Annotated in this window: 11 protein-coding genes; 3 read left to right on the forward strand and 8 right to left on the reverse strand. The window is 69.1% G+C overall.

Annotated elements, in window-relative coordinates:
- Positions 1-28 precede the first annotated feature (28 nt).
- The 5 genes from ACIPVN_RS03735 to ACIPVN_RS03755 all read right to left on the reverse strand — a co-directional run bounded on the left by ACIPVN_RS03735 (position 29) and on the right by ACIPVN_RS03755 (position 5,166).
- Positions 29-301 carry a YlxR family protein gene (locus ACIPVN_RS03735; RefSeq protein WP_400439629.1) on the reverse strand — a complete coding sequence of 91 codons (273 nt, stop codon included), beginning with the start codon at positions 299-301 and terminating at the stop codon, positions 29-31.
- A 63-nt stretch (positions 302-364) separates the two neighbouring features.
- Positions 365-1,348 carry a transcription termination factor NusA gene (gene nusA / locus ACIPVN_RS03740; RefSeq protein WP_400439633.1) on the reverse strand — a complete coding sequence of 328 codons (984 nt, stop codon included), beginning with the start codon at positions 1,346-1,348 and terminating at the stop codon, positions 365-367.
- A gap of 87 nt (positions 1,349-1,435) precedes the next feature.
- The gene (locus tag ACIPVN_RS03745) at positions 1,436-2,500 is read right to left on the reverse strand and encodes a TIGR00730 family Rossman fold protein (RefSeq protein WP_400439636.1); all 1,065 of its coding nucleotides are present in this window, start codon (positions 2,498-2,500) and stop codon (positions 1,436-1,438) included.
- A gap of 95 nt (positions 2,501-2,595) precedes the next feature.
- Positions 2,596-4,350: a proline--tRNA ligase gene (locus ACIPVN_RS03750; RefSeq protein ID WP_400439639.1), complete on the reverse strand. Its 1,755-nt coding sequence runs from the start codon at positions 4,348-4,350 to the stop codon at positions 2,596-2,598.
- Positions 4,351-4,395: 45 nt separating this feature from the next.
- Positions 4,396-5,166 carry an isocitrate lyase/phosphoenolpyruvate mutase family protein gene (locus ACIPVN_RS03755; RefSeq protein ID WP_400439642.1) on the reverse strand — a complete coding sequence of 257 codons (771 nt, stop codon included), beginning with the start codon at positions 5,164-5,166 and terminating at the stop codon, positions 4,396-4,398.
- A gap of 91 nt (positions 5,167-5,257) precedes the next feature.
- On the opposite strand from ACIPVN_RS03755, the gene ACIPVN_RS03760 reads away from it, so the two are divergent.
- Entirely contained in the window at positions 5,258-6,676 is a 1,419-nt protein-coding gene (locus ACIPVN_RS03760) for an RNB domain-containing ribonuclease (protein WP_400439644.1), read from the forward strand.
- A gap of 7 nt (positions 6,677-6,683) precedes the next feature.
- Here the strand turns inward: ACIPVN_RS03760 and ACIPVN_RS03765 are convergent, their stop codons facing one another.
- Positions 6,684-7,550: a hypothetical protein gene (locus tag ACIPVN_RS03765; RefSeq protein WP_400439647.1), complete on the reverse strand. Its 867-nt coding sequence runs from the start codon at positions 7,548-7,550 to the stop codon at positions 6,684-6,686.
- A gap of 17 nt (positions 7,551-7,567) precedes the next feature.
- The gene (gene ispG, locus ACIPVN_RS03770; protein WP_247624699.1) at positions 7,568-8,698 is read right to left on the reverse strand and encodes a flavodoxin-dependent (E)-4-hydroxy-3-methylbut-2-enyl-diphosphate synthase; all 1,131 of its coding nucleotides are present in this window, start codon (positions 8,696-8,698) and stop codon (positions 7,568-7,570) included.
- 249 nt (positions 8,699-8,947) lie between these two features.
- Here ispG and ACIPVN_RS03775 point away from each other — a divergent pair, with 249 nt between their 5' ends.
- Positions 8,948-10,831 carry a chorismate-binding protein gene (locus tag ACIPVN_RS03775; protein ID WP_400439650.1) on the forward strand — a complete coding sequence of 628 codons (1,884 nt, stop codon included), beginning with the start codon at positions 8,948-8,950 and terminating at the stop codon, positions 10,829-10,831.
- Between the two features lie 6 nt (positions 10,832-10,837).
- Here the strand turns inward: ACIPVN_RS03775 and ACIPVN_RS03780 are convergent, their stop codons facing one another.
- Positions 10,838-12,151: a M50 family metallopeptidase gene (locus ACIPVN_RS03780; RefSeq protein ID WP_400439653.1), complete on the reverse strand. Its 1,314-nt coding sequence runs from the start codon at positions 12,149-12,151 to the stop codon at positions 10,838-10,840.
- 61 nt (positions 12,152-12,212) lie between these two features.
- Here ACIPVN_RS03780 and ACIPVN_RS03785 point away from each other — a divergent pair, with 61 nt between their 5' ends.
- Positions 12,213-13,835 (forward strand): Mur ligase family protein, encoded by a 1,623-nt coding sequence (locus tag ACIPVN_RS03785; protein WP_400439656.1) that lies wholly within the window; start codon positions 12,213-12,215, stop codon positions 13,833-13,835.
- Positions 13,836-13,837 lie beyond the last annotated feature (2 nt).

Consider the following 13,837-nt stretch of genomic DNA (forward strand, 5'->3'; position numbering starts at 1 on the left):
AGGGCAGACCATTAGTCGCGGACGGGTCTCATTTCGAGCCGTTCACTTTGTTTCCATAGCCGTTCAGCCGTTTCTCGATGGTCTGCGTGTCCACAGCGGTGGACACACGGAGTGCTCGTCCGAAAGCGCGGCGCCGCAGTGCGGACGCCATGCATTCCTGCGACGGATGCATCCACGCGCCTCTCCCCGGCAGGACGGCACGCTCATCGATGATGAGGATTCCGTTCTGGGACACCACCCTGAGGAGGGTGGAGCGGGGAGCACGCGTGCGACAGCCGACGCACGTTCGTACGGGTTCCATCTTACACCTGCGTTTCCTCTCGCTCGGCACGTGGACGGCGCGTGCCGAGCGGACGGTGGGCGCTCAGTCCAGGACGCTGTCCGGCTGGATGTCGATCTTGGCGCCCGTGAGCTTGGCGGCGAGGCGGGCGTTCTGCCCCTCCTTGCCGATCGCCAGCGAGAGCTGATAATCGGGGACCAGGGCTCGCACGGCCTTGGTCGTGGCGTCGAGGATGAACGAGCTCGTCACCTTCGCCGGGGAGAGTGCGTTCGCGACGAACGCCGCGAGTTCCGGGTCGTGGTCGACGATGTCGATCTTCTCCCCCGACAGCTCCTCGGTGACGGCGCGCACGCGGCGGCCGAGTTCGCCGATGCAGGCTCCCTTGGCATTGATCGACGGGTCATTGGCCTTGACCGCGATCTTCGAGCGGTGCCCCGCCTCGCGGGCCAGGGAGACGATCTCGACGAGACCGGCGGCGATCTCGGGGACCTCGAGTGCGAAGAGCTTGCGGACAAGACCGGGGTGCGTGCGCGAGACCGTGATCTGCGGACCCTTCAGCCCCTTCGCCACACTCGTCACGTAGACGCGGATGCGTGATCCGTGCGCGTATTCCTCGCCGGGAACCTGCTCCTCGGGCGGGAGGATGGCTTCGACCGAACCGAGGTCAACATGGATCATCCGCGGGTTCGGTCCCTGCTGGATGACACCCGCGACGATGTCGCCCTCCTTGCCGCGGAACTCACCGAGCACGGCTTCGTCGGCGATGTCGCGGAGGCGCTGGCTGATGACCTGCTTGGCGGCGAATGCGGCGATGCGACCGAAGTCGCTCGGCGTCGCGTCCTCCTCGCCGATGATGGCGCCTTCGTCGTCGGAGACCGCCTGCAGGACGGCGACATGACCGGTCTTGCGGTCGAGGTCGACGCGCACGCCCTCGGGAAGGTCACCCTCGGCCGAGACGTGCTTGGAGTAGGCGGTCAGGATCGCCTGCTCGATGATCGCGACGAGTTCGTCGAAGGGGATCCCCTTCTCCTTCTCGATTCCACGCAGCAGGCTCAGTTCGATATCCATGACGGCTCCCTATTCAGCTCTCGTCGCGCGGAATCACACACGCGACATCCGTACAACGATACCCCGCCCCCGCCGCGCGTCGCCACGTCAGGCCGACGGCGTCCTCTCCGGCAGCGCGTCCGCGGAGGACAGGGCGTTGATCGCGCCGATCAAGCGGAACAGGTCGCCCACGCGTCGCTGATCGAGTCGGAGCGCCAGCCGCGGAAGGTCGACGACATCGTCATCGGCGATCTCCGGGGCTCGCGGGGCCGCGCGTTCGATGCGGTCGGACGCCAACATGGACGCGAACCTCGCGTTCAGATCGGCGAGCTCGGCATCCGTCGGCTCCGCCCGGAGCCGCAGCACCAGCGTGTCTCCGAACCAGCGCAGCGAATCGTAGTTCCGCCAGAACCCCGTGATCTCCGCGCGGGCTGCTTCCACCGAGTCCGTGATCACCACTCGATCGAAGTCACCTTCCGAGATCACTCCCGCGGGCGCGAGGTGCTCGTCGACGAAACTGCGCAGCCCCTCCCAGAATCGCCCACCGGTCTCGTCGAGGAGCACGATCGGCATCGGCTCCGCCTTACCGGTCTGCTGGAGAGTGAGGAGCTCGAACATCTCGTCGAGCGTGCCGAACCCGCCGGGCAGGCAGATGAAACCCTGCGACTCCTTGATGAGCATCAGCTTGCGGGTGAAGAAGTACTTCATAGCCACGACGTGGTCCTGCCCGGACGCCACGATCCCGTTGGGCTTCTCCTCGAAGGGAAGCCGGATCGAGACACCGAGGGAGAGGGCCGGCCCCGCTCCCTCCGCCGCGGCCTGCATGATCCCCGGCCCTGCCCCCGTGACGACCATCCACCCATCCGTCGCCAGCGCCGCCGCGACGTCGCGGGCCTGCCGGTACAGAGGATCGTCGGTACGCGTGCGGGCGGAACCGAAGACCGTGACCTTGGGCACGCCGCGGTACGGCGCGAACAGCCGGAACGCGTCGCGCATCTCCGCGAGCGCCGCCGACGCGATCTTGAGGTCGAGGCGGTCGGTGCCGTCCTCTCCCAGCAGGATCGCGGTGCGCAGCATCCGCATCACGAGCCGACGGTCGGCGTGCACTCCGGCATCGTCGAGCACGGCGTTGATCTCGGCGCTCAGGGCGTCGGGAAGCGGTTCGTCGATCATGCGTCCAGCGTGTCACGACCCGGTGACCGGGCGCGAGGTGCCACACCGGGAATGCGAACGCCGCGCCCCGACGGGACGCGGCGTTCGTTCGATCGTCAGCGGGAGAGGCGTTCGACGGCTTCGGCGATCGACACGGCATCGCGGTCGCCCGTGGCGCGATCCCACAGCTCGACCTGCCCCTCGGCCGCGCCGCGCCCGACGATCACGATCTTGGGCACGCCCACGAGCTCGGCATCGCCGAACTTCACACCGGGCGAGACCTTGGGCCGATCGTCGTAGAGAACGTCGAGCCCGATGCCCTCCAGAGTGGACGAGAGCTCTGCCGCGACGTCGAACGCGGCCTGGTCGCGGCCGGCGGCGACCACCTGCACGTCGAACGGCGCGACCGACGCGGGCCAGATGAGTCCCTTGTCGTCGTTGTTGAGCTCGGCGATGATCGCGAGGATGCGCGTGACGCCGATGCCGTACGAGCCCATCGTGACCGTGACGAGCTTGCCGTTGACGTCGAGCACCTTCAGACCGAGCGCCTCGGCGTACTTGCGCCCGAGCTGGAAGACGTGCCCGATCTCCATGCCGCGTGCGAGTTCCACGGGTCCCGAGCCGTCGGGGGCGGGGTCGCCCGCGCGCACGTCGGCGATCTCCACGATGCCGTCGGCGACGAAGTCACGTCCGGCGACCACGGAGTGCGCGTGCTTCTGATCGATGTTCGCCCCGGTGATCCAGCTGGTGCCCTCGCTGACACGCGGGTCGACAAAATAGCGGATCCCGGTGGCGGATTCTTCCCCCAGCACGGCTCCCGTGGTCGACCACGGGCCGATGTATCCCCTGACGAGCAGCGGGTGCTTCGTGAAGTCCTCCGGCGTGGCGGTCTCGACCGCGGCCGGGGCGAAGGCCACCTCGGCGCGCTTCTCGTCGACCTCACGGTCTCCGGGGATCCCGACGACGACGAGTTCGCGGGTGCCGTCGAGGTGCGTGAGGGCGAGGACGACGTTCTTGAGCGTGTCCGCGGCCGAGTACTCCCCGTCGAGAACCGCGTTGGCATGCGCGACGAGTGTGTCGATCGTCGGGGTGTCCGGCGAGTCGAAGACGATCGGCTCGGCATCGGTGTCGAAGGCGACGGCGTCGGGCACGGCGGTGGTGAACGCCTCGACGTTCGCGGCGTATCCCCCGGCGCTGCGCACGAAGGTGTCCTCACCGACCGGGGTCGGGTGCAGGAACTCCTCGCTGCGCGAGCCGCCCATCGCCCCGGCATCCGCCTGGACGATCACGTACTCGAGCCCCAGGCGCTGGAAGATGCGCTCGTACGCATCGCGCTGAGCCTGGTAGCTGGCCTCCAGTCCCTCATCCGATGCATCGAAGGAGTAGGCGTCCTTCATCGTGAACTCGCGTCCGCGCAGCAGACCGGCGCGCGGGCGGGCCTCATCGCGGTACTTGTCCTGGATCTGGTAGATCGTCAGAGGCAGATCCTTGTACGAGGAGTAGAGATCCTTGACGAGCTGCGTGAAGGCCTCCTCATGGGTGGGAGCGAGCAGATAGTCGCCACCCTTTCGGTCCTTCAGACGGAAGAGCAGATCGCCGTACTCGTCCCAGCGTCCCGTCGCCTCGTACGCCTCGCGCGGCATGAGCGCCGGGAAGTGCACCTCCTGCGCGCCGGCGGCGGCCATCTCCTCGCGCACGACGGTCTCGATCTTCGACTTGACGCGCAGTCCCAGTGGCAGCCACGCGAAGATGCCCGCCGCCTGCGGCCGGATGTAGCCGGCGCGGATCAGCAGCTTGTGACTCGCGACCTCTGCGCCTGCAGGGTCTTCACGGAGAGTACGGAGGAAGAAGTTCGAAAGACGAGTGACCACGGGCCAAGTCTACTGACCCGTGGCCGTCGCCTTTCGGCGGATGACTCAGTTGAGCGCCGGGAGCCCATCGGGAACGACGCCGCCCTTGTAGAGGCTGGCGGCGAGCTCCTGCAGTGCGGTCAGCGCGGCGCGCTGCGGGAGCGGGCCGTAGGAGATGCGAGCGACGCCGAGCTTCTCGTACTGGGCGGCGCTGAGCGCGCCCGGCAGCCCGATGACGCTCACCTTCCGCTCACCGATGCCCTCGACCAGCTGGCGCGTGACGTGGGCGTCGAGGATGCCGGGCACGAACACCGAGGTCGCGCCGGCATCGATGAACGCGCGACCGCGCTGGATCGCGTCGGCGATGCTCTGTTCGACCGGACGCCCGCCGGCGCGGACGAACGCGTCGGTGCGGGCGTTGAGGGCGAACGGCACCCCCTCCGCCTCGGCCGCCTTGACGATCGCTTCCACGACGGCGATCGACTCGTCGAGGGGCTTGAGGCGATCCTCGACGTTCGCGCCCACGACCCCGGCGGCGATGGCCAGACGCGTGGTCTCCCCCGCGTCGTCGTAGCCGTCGTCGAGGTCGGCGGTGACCGGCACGTGGACGGACGCAGCGATCCGGCCGACCATGTCGAGCATGATGTCGCGCGGGATCGTGCCGTCGTCGTAGCCGAACGACGCAGCGATGCCATGACCGGCCGTCGCGATCGCTTGGGTCTCGGGGAGCTTGGCGACCGCTCGCGCGGACACCACATCCCACACGTTCACGACGCGGAGGATCTCGGGGGCGTCATAGAGGTCGACGAGGGTCTGAGCCTTGGCTGAAGTGGTCATGTCGTCCACGCTAACGCGAACCCCCGACGATCGGGCCGCCGGGAATCACCCGTGACGATCCTCCGCGTGCGGATCCGCCTAGTGTGGACGCATGCCGCAGCGTCGTTCCCATGTCGACTCCTCCGCCGCCCAGACCGAGCTCGCCGTCGCGCTCTCGGCACTGCGTGCAGATCTCGACGCCCCGGTCGACTTTCCCCCCGAGGTGCTCGACGAGGCGCGCGCCTCCACCTCGCCCCCGCCCGAGCTCGACCTGCGCGATCTGCCGTTCGTGACCCTGGATCCCCCCGGCTCCCGCGATCTCGACCAGGCGTTCCATCTCGAGCGCGACGGCCGCGGATACACCGTGCGCTACGCGATCGCGGATGTCCCCGGTTTCGTCTCCCCCGGAGGCGCCGTCGATAGGGAAGCGCGTCGCCGCGGCCAGACGCTGTACGCCGCCGACGGATCGATCCCGCTGCATCCGCCCGTGCTGAGCGAGGACCGCGCCTCCTTGCTCCCCGACATCGATCGGCCCGCACTCGTGTGGACCTTCGGGCTCGACGGTGAGGGCACCGTCGTCGACACCGCACTCGAACGGGCGCTGATCCGGTCGCGGCTGCAGCTCGATTACACCGGTGCACAGGAAGCCGTCGACCGCGGGGAGGACGGCCCCGTCTCCCTCCTCCCCGAGATCGGCCGACTGCGCATCGCTCAGGAGCGCGCCCGGGGCGGCGCCAGCCTGAACCTGCCCGACGAGGAGGTCATCCGGACCGACGGCGGCGGATACGCGATCCGCCGCCGCAGCCCGCTCCCGGTCGAGGAGTGGAACGCACAGTTGTCGCTCATGACGGGCATGGCGGCCGCCTCGCTCATGCTCGGCGCGGGGGTGGGGATCCTGCGCACGATGCCCCGCCCCGACGACGCGGCGTTCGACACGTTCCGCCGACAGACGGCCGCGCTCGGACGCCCCTGGATCACCGGCGACTACGGCGACTTCCTCCGCGACCTGGATCGCACCGACCCTCTCACTCTTCCCGTGCTGCAGGCGGCCGCGACGCTGTTCCGAGGTGCCGGCTACGTGACCTTCGACGGGTCGACGCCGACCGACACCGTGCAGGCCGCGATCGCCGCGCCGTATTCCCATGCGACCGCGCCGCTGCGCCGACTCGTCGACCGGTGGACGCTGACGATCTGCCTCGCCGTGTCGCGCGGCGAAGCACTCCCCTCCTGGGCGCGGGACTCGCTGGCCGACCTGCCCGGTCTGATGCAGGAGTCGTCGCAGCGTGCCTCCCGACTCGACGCTGCCACCGTGAACGCCGTCGAGGCCGCGCTCGTCACCCCGCTGATAGGCGCGCACGTCGAGGCGACGATCATCGAGCTGCGCGGGGAGCGCGCGCGAGTCCAGCTGGCGGACCCCGTCGTGACGGCATCCGCACCCGTTCCGGTCGACGCACGCCCGGGCGACGTCGTCCGCCTGCGCATCGCGCGTGCGGACATCGGTGCCGGCGAGATCGAGTTCTCCCTGGACTGACAGTCCGTCAGGCCGCGGGGACGACGGTCGTCGTCATCACGAGCAGCTGCGGATCGCTCAGATCGAGCGACACCCGGATCTCCCCGAACGCCGCCAGCGAATCCACGTGCGTGCCGCCGCAGAGGATCACCGCCTCCCCCTCCGGGAGCTCGCAGTGCCACCGGCGCCGGTCGACGATCGTCGGACCCTCGGCGACGATCCGGCTGCGCGCGGCCGCCGTCACCCACGCGCTCAGCTGCGCGTTGATCGATGCCTCCCGCTCGCCGAGCGTCGCTGCGAAGGTCTCGGAGTCGAAGCCCGCGCGCCGCAGGCTCTTGCCCAGGCGATACTCGTCGATGCTCCCGTCCTCGTGGATACGACTGGACTGGTTCGCCCGCCCCTCGAAGTCGGGGGTACCGAGAGCATCGGCCCCGGGATCCTTGCGCCACAGATCAGCGACGGCCAGGTCGAGCGCGAGCGACGCGAGGTGGCACGCCGTATGACCGCGGCTGAGCCCCGCTCGGTGCCGCTCATCGACCACGAGTCGGGCCACCTCGCCTTCCGCGAATCCCGCAGGAGCCGAGCCGTCGAGGCGATGGGCGACCAACCAGGTCCACCCCTCGGCCCCGCGTCGCTCGGGAATCGCCGAGCCGACGGCGAAGACTCCGTCGTCGCTGACAGCCGCCATGACCGCCTCCGCGACCGCCGCGCGCTCCTCGCCCACGACGATCGTTCCCTTGTCGCCCGGCTGATCGGGCCAGGTGTGATCGACCGGGTGGAAAGGCGTCTCCGCGACGACGACCACGACGGCGCCAGCGTCGGCCCGATCGATGCGGGCGATGACGCTCTCGCCCCGGACGGAACCGTCGGCGAACGACACGACTGTCGACGACATTGCTTCTCCCTGCCGGGTCAGACGGTGACGACCTGCGCGGTCCCGAGCGGGGCCTCGGGGCCCATCTCGGCGGCGATCCGGTTCGCCTCCTCGATCAGCGTCGCGACGATGTCTGCTTCGGGCACGGTCTTGATGACCTCACCCTTGACGAAGATCTGACCCTTGCCGTTGCCCGAGGCGACTCCGAGGTCGGCTTCGCGCGCCTCGCCCGGCCCGTTGACGACACAGCCCATGACGGCCACGCGCAGCGGCACCGTCATGTCCTTGAGGCCCTCGGTGACGTTCTCGGCAAGCGTGTAGACGTCGACCTGCGCACGGCCGCACGAGGGGCAGGAGACGATCTCGAGCTTGCGCTCGCGCAGGTTCAGCGATTGCAGGATCTGATGCCCGACCTTGACCTCTTCGGCCGGCGGGGCGGAGAGCGAGACGCGGATCGTGTCGCCGATCCCCTCGCCGAGGAGGATGCCGAACGCGGTGGCGCTCTTGATCGTGCCCTGGAACGCCGGTCCCGCCTCGGTCACGCCGAGGTGGAGCGGCCAGTCGCCGCGCTCGGCGAGCTGACGATACGCCTTCACCATCACGATCGGGTCATTGTGCTTGACGGAGATCTTGAAGTCGTGGAAGTCGTGCTCCTCGAACAGCGACGCCTCCCAGACCGCGCTCTCGACGAGCGCTTCGGCGGTGGCTTTGCCGTACTTGGCGAGGATGCGCCGATCGAGCGAACCGGCGTTCACGCCGATGCGCAGGGAGACGCCTGCGGCCTTCGCCGCCTCGGCGATCTTGCCGACGTTGCCGTCGAACTCGCGGATGTTCCCGGGGTTCACCCGCACGGCCCCGCACCCGGCGTCGATCGCCGTGTAGATGTAGCGCGGCTGGAAGTGGATGTCGGCGATCACGGGGATCTGGCTCTTCATCGCGATGATCTTGAGCGCGTCAGCGTCGTCCTGGTGGGGAACCGCCACGCGCACGATCTCGCAGCCCGACGCCGTGAGCTCGGCGATCTGCTGGAGGGTCCCGTTGATATCGGTCGTCTTCGTCGTCGTCATCGACTGAACGGTGACGGGAGCGTCCCCACCCACGAGCACCTTGCCCACTTTGATCTGCCGGGACTTGCGGCGCGGGGCGAGGACTTCGGGGATCTTCGGCATTCCGAGGTTCACTGCTGGCACTGCTCCAGACTACGCCGCCAGGATGGGCGCAGGCTGGAAGCGGAGCCGGGGGACCGAGCGTCACGCGCCCGGAAGACGCACCCCCGGTGTGGTAGTTTCGCCCCATGCTCGCGAACTTCACCTGGTGGCCCGCCTCCTAGGCGGTGTGTTCGCGTTCCCACGAATCCAGACCGCCTCCGGGGCGGTCTTTTCGTTGCGCCGAGCCGGAGCCCTGCACAGGAGACATCGATGACCCTCTCACGACTCGCCGAGCTCACGGCCGATCCACGTTCCTCCTTCGTGCTGATCGCGCGCGACGGATCCGACACCGTCGAGCTGCTCAGCGGTGAGGTGGTCGACGTCGATCTGCTCGCCGACATCCCGCTGACCGTCGACGGCGCCCCGCGCGAGGTGTTCGCGCTCGTCCCGTACCGCCAGGTGCGCGAGCGGGGTTTCGTCTCACAGGACGACGGGGCGCCGCTGCGCTGCATCGTCGTCGACGAGCATCTGCACCTGCCGACGCCTGAGCTCCTCACCGCGCTGCCCGGCGCACGGATCCCCCTGCACGATGACGGATTCGATATCCCCGACGACGAGTACGCGGCGATCGTCGAACGCGTCATCGCGGACGAGATCGGCCATGGCGAGGGCGCGAACTTCGTCATCCGACGCGACTTCATCGCTCACTTCGATGTCGACGAGCGCACGGCGGCCCTCACCTGGTTCCGTGCACTGCTCACGCACGAGCGCGGTGCCTACTGGACGTTCGCCGTCGTCACGCCCGGCCACATCGCCGTCGGCGCCAGCCCCGAGGCTCACGTCGTCGCGCGCGAAGGGATCGTCACGATGAACCCGATCTCGGGCACGTTCCGCCACCCCGCGGGAGGAGCGACCAAGGAGACGCTGGTCGACTTCCTGTCGTCGACGAAGGAGACCGAGGAGCTCTTCATGGTCGTCGACGAAGAGCTCAAGATGATGAGCGCGGTCTGCTCGGACGGCGGACGCATCACCGGCCCGCACCTCAAGGAGATGTCGCGGCTGACGCACACCGAGTACATGCTGCGCGGCCGGAGCCGACTCGATCCGCGCGACATCCTCCGCGAGACGATGTTCGCCCCGACCGTCACCGGTTCCCCCATGCAGAACGCCTGCGCGGTGATCCGACGGCACGAGCGCGAACCGCGCGGCTACTATTCCGGTGTCGCGGCGCTCTTCACCCCGAACGACGACGGCGGTCATGATCTCGATGCCCCGATCCTCATCCGCACCGTCTATCTGAAGGACGGAGAGCTGCGCGTGCCGGTGGGAGCGACACTCGTGCGCCATTCCGACCCGCACGGCGAGGTCAGCGAGACCCACGGGAAGGCCGCCGGCGTGCTCGGCGCCATCGGGGCGATCGATCGGGACCGAGCGGCCGAGATGCGCAGCGATGCGGATGCCCCGGGCGCCCCGCTGACGCTCGCCGACGACCCCACTGTCGCGGCACTGCTCTCGTCGCGCAATGCGCGCCTGGCGGATTTCTGGCTGAACCCGCAGGGCGATGACGATTCGGGTCCGTTCGCCGGGCGCACCGCACTCGTCGTCGATGCGGAGGACCGCTTCACCACCATGCTGGCGCATCAGCTGCGGCATCTCGGGCTCGATGTGCGGATCGCCGCGTGGAGCGACGTGCACGACGACGATGTCGATGCCGTCGACCTCGTCGTCGCGGGTCCCGGCCCGGGAGATCCCCGCGATACCGAGAGCCCGCGCATCGCGCGGATGCGCGATGTCGTCACGCGTCGCCGCTCCGCGGGAACACCGCTCCTCGCGGTCTGTCTCAGCCACCAGATCCTCGCCGATTCGCTCGGGATCGCCCTGACCCCGCTGGATGCGCCGCACCAGGGTCTGCAGAAGTCGGTCCCCGTCTTCGGCGAGGAGGCATCGATCGGCTTCTACAACACGTTCACCGCGCGGGTCTCCCCCGGCACGACCGTCGCCGGCGACGCCGAGGTCTCGGCCGATCCCTCCAGCGGCGACGTCTATGCGCTGCGCGGTCGGCGCTACGCATCGGTCCAGGGTCACCTCGAGTCGATCCTGTCGCGCGACGGCATCCGCACCCTGGAACGGCTCGTCTCCCACGCCCTCCGCTGAGCGGCCCTACTGCAGGAAGTTCACCGGGTTGAATACGTCGGCGAGGAGCAGAAGTGCGCCCATCCCGATCAGCAGCACCGCGACGACGACGGTGAGCGGCACCAGCTTCGTGGCATCGACCGGTGCGGGCGGCGGGCGGCGGAACAGGCGCGCCCATGCGCGCTTGATCCCTTCCCACAGCGCGACGACGATGTGACCGCCGTCGAGCGGCAGCAGCGGGATCAGGTTGAAGACGAAGAGAGCGATGTTCAACGAGCCGAGCAGGTTCAGCAGCACGGCGAAACGGTTGAGCACCGGCGCATCGGTCGCGGCGACCTCTCCGGCGAGCCGCCCGACACCGACGACGCTGAGCGGGCCGTTCGGATCACGTTCACTACCGGTGAACAGGGAGACGCCGACGTCCCAGAGGCGCACGGGCAGTGTCGCGATCAGATTCGCGACACGGCCCACGTTCTCGACCGCCATCTGGGGTCCGACCGACAGCGGCTGCGGGACGTAGCCCATCTGCGCGAACATCCCGACGTAGCCGACCTTTTTCACCACCGGATCCCCGGCGTCGTCGAGGATCGGCCGACCGCTGGCATCCGTCAGCGTGCGCTCGGCGGTGATCGGCGTGATCTCGAGGTTCTGATCAGCGCCGTCGCGCCGGACCACCACGTCGAGCGTCTCGCCCGGCGCCGCCTGCACGATCGCCGTGGCCTCGGCGAAGGTCGACACCGGGGTGCCGTCGATCGAGACGAGGATGTCATTGGGGAGGATCCCGGCTTCGGCCGCCGGTGATGCCGGGTCGGCGTCCGTGCACTCGGTCTGCGACGAGCCGGCCGGCAGCACGCACTCCGTCACCGAGGCGATCGTCGTGGTGCCCTGCTGCAGTCCGATCCCCGAGGCGAGAACGGTGAAGATGAGCAGCGCCAGGACGAGGTTCATGAACGGTCCGCCGAGCATGACGATCACTCGCTTCCAGACCGGGAGCTTGTAGAAGACACGGTCCTCTTCGCCCACCGCGATCGTCTCGTCGTTCGCGGCGCGTGCGTCCTGGACGAGCGACCGGAACATGCCTGTGGCCGCACGGGAGTTCTTCGAGGCCGGGTACATGCCCGACATCGAGATGAAACCACCGATCGGCAGCAGCTTGAACCCGTACTCCGTCTCGCCGATCCGGCGCGACCAGATGCGCGGCCCGAAGCCGATCATGTACTGGCCGACGCGCACGCCGAAGAGCTTCGCGGGCAGGAGGTGACCGATCTCGTGCAGGCCGATCGAGAGCGCGAGCCCAACCAGCATGAACAGGATGCCACCCACATAGAGCAGGGTTTCCACGCGCCAACGCTACTGCCTGGAGCCTAGGAATCCGCCCGGCACGTGAGATCATGGAAGAGACATGTCGATTGAACAACAACCGAGCCTGCCTCCCGTGCTCCGCCCCGCGAACCCGCCCCGGCGTCAGCTGTCCGAACTCGCCTCCCGATTCGCGCGCGACACGCGCGGCGAGCTGGAGGGGGTGGCCGTCAGCGGCATCACCCTCGCGACCGCCGACCTCCGCGCGGGAGAGGCCTTCGTCGCGATCCGGGGCGTGAACCGCCACGGCGCTGAGTTCTCGGCCGCGGCCGCCGAGAAGGGCGCGGTCGCGATCATCACCGACGACGATGGCGCCGCGATCGCCGAGTCGGTCGGCCTCCCGATTTTGATCGTCGACGATCCGCGGGCGGTCCTGGGCGACCTCAGCGCCTGGGTCTACGGCACCGGGGCCGACGATCCCCTCCCCCTGCTCTTCGCTACCACCGGGACCAACGGCAAGACGAGCGTCTCCCATCTGCTCGCCGGCATCCTCGACCAGATCGACGTCGTCACCGGACTCTCCTCGACCGCCGAACGTCACATCGCGGGCGAAGTCATCGTCTCGCGACTGACGACGCCCGAAGCATCCGAGTTCCACGCCCTCCTCGCCCTCATGCGCGAGCGCGAGGTCGAGGCCGTGGCCGTGGAGGTGAGTGCCCAGGCGCTCTCGCGCCATCGCGTCGACGGCATCCACTTCGACGTGGCCGGCTTCACCAACCTCAGCCACGACCACCTCGACGACTACGCCGACATGGAGGAGTACTTCGAGGCGAAGCTCCCGCTCTTCCGCCCCGACCGGTCGAAGCGCGGCGTCATCTGCCTCGACTCCCCCTCCGGCGCGATCGTCGTCGAGCGCGCCGAGATCCCCGTCGTGACGGTGGGCACTCCGCTGATCGCCGCCGACCCGGAGGCCGCAGCGAAAGCGGACTGGGTCGTCACGATCGATGACGAGCGCGCCGCCGGCACCACGTTCACCCTGGCCGGCCCTGCGGGAACCCTGACGACGACGGTCCCGGTGATCGGTCCGCACATGGCCGCGAATGCCGCACTGGCGATCGTCATGCTCCTCGAGGGCGGCTACGCCTGGGAGCGGATCGCCGCGGCCCTCGAGCGCGACGGCGGCATCCGCGCGTACCTGCCCGGGCGCACGCAGCTCGTGTCGGGCGAACGCGGCCCCGCCGTGTTCGTCGACTTCGGCCACTCCCCCGATGCTTTCGAGAAGACGCTCGCCGCCGTTCGCCGCGTGACCCCGGGGCGCGTCGTGATGCTCTTCGGCGCCGATGGCGACCGCGACGCCAGCAAGCGATACGACATGGCCCGCACGGCCGTGCAGGGCAGCGACATCCTCGTCGTGACCGATCACCACCCCCGCTTCGAGGATCCCGAGTCGATTCGGGCGACACTGGTGGCGGGTGCGCGGAAGGCGCGCCCGGATGCCGAGATCCACGAGTACTCGCCGCCCGAGACGGCGATCATCGCCGCCGTCTCGCTCGTCGGGGACGGAGATGCGATCCTCTGGGCGGGTCCCGGGCACCAGGACTACCGCGACATCCGCGGGGTGCGTACGCCGTACTCGGCCAGGGAGCTCGCCCGCCGCGCCCTGCGCGCGGCGGGGTGGCCGGTGCCGGACTCGCGCTGGCCCGTGCCGTACCCCGACGAGGACTGAGG

The sequence above is a fragment of the Microbacterium sp. NPDC090003 genome (assembly GCF_044748385.1).
In the GTDB taxonomy this organism is placed as follows: Bacteria; Actinomycetota; Actinomycetes; order Actinomycetales; family Microbacteriaceae; genus Microbacterium.

Coding starts and splice junctions, on each gene's coding strand:
- ACIPVN_RS03735 (WP_400439629.1), bottom strand. CDS start 301: ATGGAACCCGTACGAACGTGCGTCGGCTGTCGCACGCGTGCTCCCCGC.
- nusA (WP_400439633.1), bottom strand. CDS start 1,348: ATGGATATCGAACTGAGCCTGCTGCGTGGAATCGAGAAGGAGAAGGGG.
- ACIPVN_RS03745 (WP_400439636.1), bottom strand. CDS start 2,500: ATGATCGACGAACCGCTTCCCGACGCCCTGAGCGCCGAGATCAACGCC.
- ACIPVN_RS03755 (WP_400439642.1), bottom strand. CDS start 5,166: ATGACCACTTCAGCCAAGGCTCAGACCCTCGTCGACCTCTATGACGCC.
- ACIPVN_RS03760 (WP_400439644.1), top strand. CDS start 5,258: ATGCCGCAGCGTCGTTCCCATGTCGACTCCTCCGCCGCCCAGACCGAG.
- ACIPVN_RS03765 (WP_400439647.1), bottom strand. CDS start 7,550: ATGTCGTCGACAGTCGTGTCGTTCGCCGACGGTTCCGTCCGGGGCGAG.
- ispG (WP_247624699.1), bottom strand. CDS start 8,698: ATGCCGAAGATCCCCGAAGTCCTCGCCCCGCGCCGCAAGTCCCGGCAG.
- ACIPVN_RS03775 (WP_400439650.1), top strand. CDS start 8,948: ATGACCCTCTCACGACTCGCCGAGCTCACGGCCGATCCACGTTCCTCC.
- ACIPVN_RS03785 (WP_400439656.1), top strand. CDS start 12,213: ATGTCGATTGAACAACAACCGAGCCTGCCTCCCGTGCTCCGCCCCGCG.